The 7,550-nt window shown below is 43.3% G+C and carries 7 protein-coding genes and 1 pseudogene; 3 read left to right on the forward strand and 5 right to left on the reverse strand.

Annotation, left to right across the window (positions count from 1 at the left end):
• A partial coding sequence (locus AB4653_RS12970) for an EAL domain-containing protein (protein WP_372104364.1) occupies positions 1-1,503 on the forward strand: 1,503 nt, incomplete at its 5' end.
• A gap of 125 nt (positions 1,504-1,628) precedes the next feature.
• Here the strand turns inward: AB4653_RS12970 and hemN are convergent.
• From hemN to AB4653_RS12995, 5 genes are all read right to left on the reverse strand, one after another.
• Positions 1,629-3,020 carry an oxygen-independent coproporphyrinogen III oxidase gene (gene hemN / locus AB4653_RS12975; RefSeq protein ID WP_009848042.1) on the reverse strand — a complete coding sequence of 464 codons (1,392 nt, stop codon included), beginning with the start codon at positions 3,018-3,020 and terminating at the stop codon, positions 1,629-1,631.
• Positions 3,021-3,367: 347 nt separating this feature from the next.
• The gene (locus tag AB4653_RS12980) at positions 3,368-3,856 is read right to left on the reverse strand and encodes a DUF2489 domain-containing protein (RefSeq protein WP_009848043.1); all 489 of its coding nucleotides are present in this window, start codon (positions 3,854-3,856) and stop codon (positions 3,368-3,370) included.
• Between the two features lie 6 nt (positions 3,857-3,862).
• On the reverse strand, positions 3,863-4,420 hold the full coding sequence (gene yihI / locus AB4653_RS12985) for a Der GTPase-activating protein YihI (protein WP_004735577.1): 558 nt from the start codon (positions 4,418-4,420) through the stop codon (positions 3,863-3,865).
• The gene (locus AB4653_RS12990; protein ID WP_004735576.1) at positions 4,420-5,058 is read right to left on the reverse strand and encodes a class I SAM-dependent methyltransferase; all 639 of its coding nucleotides are present in this window, start codon (positions 5,056-5,058) and stop codon (positions 4,420-4,422) included. The genes yihI and AB4653_RS12990 overlap by 1 nt, the downstream gene beginning before the upstream one ends.
• A gap of 557 nt (positions 5,059-5,615) precedes the next feature.
• The gene (locus tag AB4653_RS12995) at positions 5,616-6,233 is read right to left on the reverse strand and encodes a cytochrome c (protein ID WP_009848044.1); all 618 of its coding nucleotides are present in this window, start codon (positions 6,231-6,233) and stop codon (positions 5,616-5,618) included.
• A gap of 148 nt (positions 6,234-6,381) precedes the next feature.
• Here AB4653_RS12995 and yihA point away from each other — a divergent pair, with 148 nt between their 5' ends.
• A complete protein-coding gene (gene yihA / locus AB4653_RS13000) occupies positions 6,382-7,041 on the forward strand; it encodes a ribosome biogenesis GTP-binding protein YihA/YsxC (RefSeq protein ID WP_009848045.1) in 660 nt (219 codons plus the stop codon).
• A 230-nt stretch (positions 7,042-7,271) separates the two neighbouring features.
• Positions 7,272-7,550: pseudogene (locus AB4653_RS13005) on the forward strand (GTP-binding protein); the annotation flags it as partial.

Raw genomic sequence — 7,550 nt, forward strand, 5'->3', positions numbered from 1 at the left:
GGTATTATCGCTGGATTAATTGCCTTTAATCGCGTAACTCAACCCATCACTTCAACTGCAGGGGCAGCAAAGCGCCTCGCCAAAGGTGACTGGGAGACGAGCATGCCAAAAACGGGCAACATCTATGAAATTAGCATGTTAACTGCGTCATTTAATGAAATGACCAACAATTTAAAGGCTTCTTTTCAGGCGTTACAGGCTCAACTTACCTATGACTCATTAACCAAACTGTATAGTCGTGAAGGCTTTATTGATACAGCCAAGAAAAACCCTGAAAACGAAAAAGGTACACTTTATTTAATTGGTATTGACCGCTTTCGAGATATTAATGATAGCCTCGGCCATTACAATGGTGACCAACTGCTTATCATTGCGGCCGCTCGTTTAAGAGGTACGCTACCATCGAACTTCCTGTTAGCTCGAACTGGCGGGGATGAATTTGCGATTTACGCTCCTAACATCAATCAAATAGATGACGTTCAACTACTGACGAGTCGCTTACTTCGAATCTTTACCTCCCCATTTGCCATGGAATCAGAAAGCGTGGTCATCAAAGTATCAATGGGGGTCGTGAATGTCTCGAACGTCAACGACATTACACTGCTGCTACGCAACAGCAGTATAGCCTTGAGCAACGCAAAGCAAGACAAAACCAGTGTCAGTATTTACAACCCAGAAATGGGCAAAGCATCGAGATATCGTACCAAGATGCTGGCACGTCTTAACAAGGCAATTGATCTTCAGCAGTTCGAGCCTTTCTATCAGCCTATAATCGACCTTGAATCTGGAGCTACCATAGGTGCCGAGGCTTTGGCTCGTTGGGTAACGGACGAGGGTATAATCTCACCTTTGGAGTTCATTCCTTTAGCAGAAGAAACAGGATTGATCTACGACATTGGTAAGCAGATTTTGCACAAGTCATGTCGAGATACCGCAATTGCGATTGAATCTGGAAAATGGAATAAAGACTTCTCTATTCACGTTAACTTATCTGTCGACCAACTGAGTGAAAGCGGATTTATTGAATTGGTTAAAACCACGCTGCGTGACACCAAATTACCAGCCCAAAACCTGACGCTAGAGATCACTGAATCACGCATCGTCGACAATGACCAAACCATCATCGATAATATGCTGACGCTAAAAGCACTAGGCATCTCGATTGCAATTGATGACTTTGGTACCGGCTATTCGTCACTGGCTTACTTACACAAACTGCCATTTGATTGCTTAAAGATCGATCGCAGCTTCGTCAGTAAGTTGGAAAAAGAGAACCTAGACAGCTCCATCGTCGCGGCCATCGTCAACATTACCAAGGGTTTCAAAGTGAGTTTGGTGGCAGAAGGCGTTGAAACACAACAACAAGCTGAACTACTCAAGCAGCTTCAATGCCCATTAGCTCAAGGTTTCTTATACAGCCGTCCAGTTCCGTTTGACCAATGGCCTACCGACCTAGGCAGTAAGCTAAATGCCAAGTTTAAAACGAATAACAAAGTCGAATAAAACGCAGAGGCTAAACAGGGCACCAAAGAGAGCCGCGCCTAAATCAGGCAGAAACCGAATGAGTCAGATACAAAAATGCCAGCATGATGCTGGCATTTTTTATGTTTCTATTCTCTATCGAGTTATTAGATGACGCGAGAGAATTGCTGTTGGCGAGCCTTGGCACGTAGGTATTTATCAAAACACATACAGATGTTACGGATCAGCAAACGGCCACGCAAAGTTACGCGGATTTCTTTGTCATCGACTTCAACCAACTCATCGTTGATAAAGGTTTGTAGAAGCTCTAAATCTTCTTTGAAGTAGCGATTAAAGTTAACCGAGAACTCAGATTCGATCATTGTTTTATCAAGCTTGAAGTTACAAATCAGCTGCTTGATCACTTCACGACGTAGAAGGTCGTCACTGTCTAGTGCAACACCTTTCCAAAGTGCATGGCGCAGGTCATTCACTTGAGCGTAGTACTTCTTCAGCTCTTTCTGGTTTTGAGCGTAAGCATCACCGACCATTGAGATAGCAGAAACACCGAAACCAATTAAGTCAGCTTCACCTTGGGTCGTGTAGCCTTGGAAGTTACGATGCAGAATACCTTCACGTTGTGCTACGGCTAGCTCGTCTTCAGGTAATGCGAAGTGATCCATACCTATGAACTGATAACCCGCCCCGGTTAGCGTCTCGATAGTATCTTGTAAGATAGCCATCTTCTCTTTAGCTTCAGGTAGGTCTTCATCTTTTATCTTACGCTGCGCAGCAAACAGTTGCGGCATGTGTGCGTAGTTAAATACAGATAAACGGCCCGGCTTCATTTCTAACACTTGCTTCAATGTTTCAGCGAACAAAGCTTGAGTCTGCTTTGGTAGGCCGTAGATCAAATCCAGGTTAGTTGAACGGAAGCCTAGCTCTGTCGCACGTTGAACCATTGCAATAATGAACTCTTCATCTTGCTCACGGTTAACCAGCTTCTGTACTTCTTTATTAAAGTCTTGCACGCCAATGCTCAGGCGGTTGAAGCCTTCATTTCGAAGGTGGTCAAGTACGTCTAGCTCAATCTCACGCGGGTCAACTTCAATACTGATTTCAGCGTCAGCGGTGAAGTTAAACTCTTCACGCAAAATGCCCATCAAACGAGTGATTTGTGTTTTGGTCAAGAACGTTGGTGTACCACCACCGAAGTGCAGTTGAGTCACTTTACGGCCATTCAATAACGAGGCGCGCTGGCGGATTTCATGTTCAATCACATCCAAGTACTCATCCGCTTTATGCGAGTGACGAGTAATGACTTTATTACAACCACAGTAGTAACAAAGCTTGTGACAAAATGGGATATGCACGTAAAGAGAGAGTGGACGATCAGGATATTGAGTACACGCCATGTCGTAATCAGCGACAGTAAACGCTTCATGAAACTCCAACGCAGTTGGGTATGAGGTGTAACGAGGTCCCGAATAGTTGTACTTGTTTAAGATTTCTTGATCCCAAACGATTTGCTGATTCGTTGTTACTGGCTTGCTCGACATAGCGGTACTTCCAATTTAGATCCGCGAGAACCTAAGGTCTCTCAAATCATTTTACATACATTAAAATATAGACGGGTTATTTTGCCACACGACCAGTAAGGTCGTTCCAAGACAAAATCAATTTTTCAGACAAAAACTCAGAACTGCTAGCTTGATCACTAACAAAGCGTCGGGATTAACGAGACGCAAAAGGTAAGAAAGCCCATTTAACATTGTCTATTAAAAAGCAAGGCGACTTAAAAACAATATGCCTTTAAGACAAAGCGTCTTAAAGGCATAGGTATTAAAAGCAGCACGTCTTAAAAATGGAGTGTTCAACAAGCCTCTATATTAAATAGTCTTAGTGACTAGATCATCTGAATGTTGATTTGGTTGTTGAGAGGCTTAACCTTCTCCTGCAACCTTTTCAAATCTTCGATGACCGCATCATTCAAGCGAGTCTCTGCCTTATGGCGCGTGAGATTCTGCTGCATGCGATCTTTCTTCGTCAGTTCCTGTCTTGCATCTCCGCGAGCCATATCTTTTACGATATGGTACAGCTCAGAAAGAGCAGGATACTCAGAATCAAAATCGACACGCTCATCACCCTGAACGTTATCCATAATGATACACACTCGGATACTGATCTCAGGTAAGTCACACTGGCCTTGAATACCCGCTAAGCACAAAGTATTTACGTTTTCGTAAATCGTCGCGTTACGTTTTTCAATGGCAAGTGCTTGATGCTGCTTTTGCAACTCCGTCTGCTTCTTCACTTGAAGTAGAAGGTAACCTGCGTAAGAGCCCAAGCCGAGAATGATAATTCCACCAGCAATTGCTAATAAGGTTACGTTCATTGGCTATTAACCTTTAAAGCTGTCTAAGTCGAAATCTTCGAATTGAGATAGCAAGTCTTCGTCAGAGCTTGCTTTCTTCTTAGAGGCAACCGGTGCTTCTTCGAAGATCTCTTCTTCATCGTCTTCTGGCTCTAGCAGACCTAAGCGGCCCATTAGGTGTTCGATACGATCAAGTTTCTCATCAACAAACTTCTGCAGACCAGCACCTAGGTTTTCACCATTTTCGATACGATCTAGCAATGTGTTCAGTTGAGCATCATTCTCAAGCATCTCTAACTCTTGTTCGTTAGATAGCTTGCGCTCTTGTTTCGTCGACTTCTTCGCTGGTTCAACAATCAGCGGGATTTTTTTCTTGCTGCCTAAACGAGGGTCGCGAGCTAGTGCAGCTTTACGCTGTTTTGCTTCGCTACCATCAGAGTGACGGCTGCCAGACTTAAGGCCTTTACGCTTTTTAACACGCTTACGTTCACGACCTTCAACATCAGATTCACTACGGTTACGAGTAACCATAGGTTCCGGAGCGCCAAGTGCTCCCGGTTTTCTTGATTTCTTACTACGACCCATTACTGCACTTTCCTCAGTAAAATTACATCATTTCCAAAAAATTCTAGTTCGAGCTTATCCCGCTCTGCCAAAAACTGGAATGTTTGACGACTAAAGAAGACGACATGTGTCGGGTCATTCTTGTAGTGCCAACCAGCAAACGCGTCTACGTCTATTACTAGTTTAGTCATAAGACCAATCCAGCCCTTGGGTTTAACTAAATTCAACCATTGCTGCCACACTTTGTCTGGGTGATAAAGATGCTCTATCACCTCCGTGGCAGTCATAAAGTCATACGTTTTTTCCAACACAGAAGCTTCTGGGTGGTAATAGATATCGTACAACTCCATGGTGTGTCCGGCTTCTTCTAACATAATAGATAGCGTAGGGCCTGGGCCACAACCAAAATCCAACCCGTGTGAGTTAGATGAAATTTTGTCTGTTAGTGGATCCGCGATGCGAGATAGAAAACGGCGATAGCCTGCATCACTAGGATCGTTCTCATGGAGATCATAGTGTGCTTTCTCTTCTTTTGCTTCTAACCTTTGTTCAGGTTTAACAAATACCAGTTCACATTGCTGACACTGCAGATAGGCTCTGCGTTTGTCTTCAAAATAGTGATTCACGCCTTGGTGATGGCATAAGGGACAAGTATACATAGCACATCCTTAAACAGGGATGCGAAACATACCAGAAACTGAGTTTATAGTGGAGAGGTATTGGGTGTTTTTTCATCAAATCAATAAAAAAAGCGATAGGAAAACCTATCGCTCTCTAAATCTGCCTATATCGGCCAAAATTTGCATACTCAACTTGGTACACAAATCTCCATTTGTTATTGGTGCTTTCCATGCCAAATTTGTTTGTTGTTCATCGTCCTGATGAGTTTTGGCTATCCTTTTCTAACACCTTGTTGCTGGGCTGTCCTAGCCTGATCCGTTTCTGTCTATACCGTTAGACTAGATGACCATCCGTATCTAAGTCAGCTCCTAGCTGATGGCGGCTACTTTACCTTTTTACAAAAAGACTACAAGAGTGCGAGCTCACACTTTTGTACACAATTCGAACACGCATTGATAAATTAGACATTAACACAAACCGGATATATAAAATCAATACAAAAGAAAACGCCCCAACCATTACTGATCGGGGCGTCTCTTCAATCTCGCTCGAACGTACATTTCATTACTCTGGCTAAGAGCAAGAAACCGACATATTAGTGTAAACCACCAACGTACTTCGATAAGGTATCAATATCTGCGTCTGTTAACTTTTTAGCTACATCACGCATCATCGCATTCATGTCGTTATTACGGTTACCATCGCGGAATTTCTCAAGTTGAGCCTTGATGTAATCTGCGTGCTGACCTGAAATCTTAGGGAAACCAGAAAGTTCGGTACCATTACCACGAGGGCCGTGACAAGCAATACAAGCCGTTACGCCGCGTTCTGCGTTACCCGCAGTGTAAAGAACCTTACCTTCATCTACTACATTTTCAGGAGTAGAGTTACTAGAGATAGGGAGAGATGCGTAGTATGCCGCTAGGTCAGCCATATCTTCTTCAGATAAAGGCATCGCCATTGCACCCATTACAGGCTCGTAACGACCTTGTTTACCACCACTCGTCATACCTAGCTTAAGCTCTTTTAACTGCTTCTCTAGATACTTCTCATGTTGACCAGCCAGCTTAGGATACTGAGTGATCAGACTGTTGCCGTCAGCACCGTGGCAGGCAACACATGTTTGTGATTTGGCTTTACCAGCTTCAATACTACCTTGAGCCCATACTGAGCAGCTGGCTAAAAGACTCAAAATTAGCGCTAATTTCTTCATGACATTCCATTATAATTATCAAGCTTCCAGTACCACTCTATGTTGCCACTCATGGTACAATAGGCGACCTTATGCCGAGCACGGTTATTTTACACAAATTCACAAAAAAGTAATCAATCGACTACACAAAGTCGAGATGGAGTTAACAGTGAGCGTAAAAATTCATTATCAAAACACGCATTTCATTACCAGTGCACCTGATATTCGTCACTTACCAGAAGACGAAGGGATCGAAATTGCGTTTGCAGGACGCTCCAATGCTGGTAAATCTAGCGCACTAAACCGCGTTACAAACCAAAAAAGCTTGGCGAAAACCAGTAAAACCCCAGGTCGAACTCAGCTAATTAACCTATTTAAGGTTACCGACGGCTGTCATATTGTCGATTTACCGGGATATGGCTTCGCTCAAGTACCGCTTGAGATGAAGAAAAAATGGCAGAAGTCGCTAGGTGAATACCTACAACGACGTGAAAGCCTAAAAGGTTTAGTGGTATTGATGGATATCCGTCACCCAATGAAGGACCTTGACCAACAAATGATCTACTGGGCTATCGATAGCCGCATCCCAGTACAGGTTTTGTTAACAAAAGCAGACAAACTGAAAAGCGGTGCGCGTAAAGCACAGCTACTGAAAATCCGTAATGATGCGAAATCTTTCGGTGGTGATGTAGCGGTTGATGTCTTCTCTTCAATGAAGGGCATCGGCGTTGACCAACTGCGTGCCAAGATGGATGAGTGGTTTGCACCTGTGTTTGCTGATCAGATCATTGATGAGCTAGCGGACGAAGAGCAAAACGACTCAGAGTAATTCTTCTATCTATAGCTTTATCTATAATTAGAAGTTAAAGCACTTACAGCAAGTGATTTAGCCTTATTAATACCCTTCCTTATATAGGTGGGGTATTTTTTTGCCCAAAAATTAGTGAGTTAAACCTAAGTCTTGAGAATTAAAGACAAGATTAATCAGTTAGAAACGAGAGAAGTGAACCATACTAAAAGACACATCTAAATAAACAGAACAATGAGAAAGGAATACTCATGTGGAAAACACCATTGGCCATCATTGCACTTATGTTGATCTCACTGACAGGGTTCGCCTCTGAAGCAGAACAAGAACAAACCCCACTGATCAATGTTGATATGACCTTGGACTTGGATGGTATGGAAAAATACGCTCAAGACGCGAGTGAGTCTCTTGAGGTGATATCGCAATCTTTGCAGGCGATAGTCAACAACCCCAACCTCAGCAATGACCAACAACAAGCCTTGAATCAAACCGTTGAAAGCATCAATCAGCTTGCGAGCTCCACCAAGACA

Source organism: Vibrio sp. 10N.222.48.A3, from assembly GCF_041475345.1.
GTDB lineage: Bacteria > Pseudomonadota > Gammaproteobacteria > Enterobacterales > Vibrionaceae > Vibrio > Vibrio tasmaniensis_A.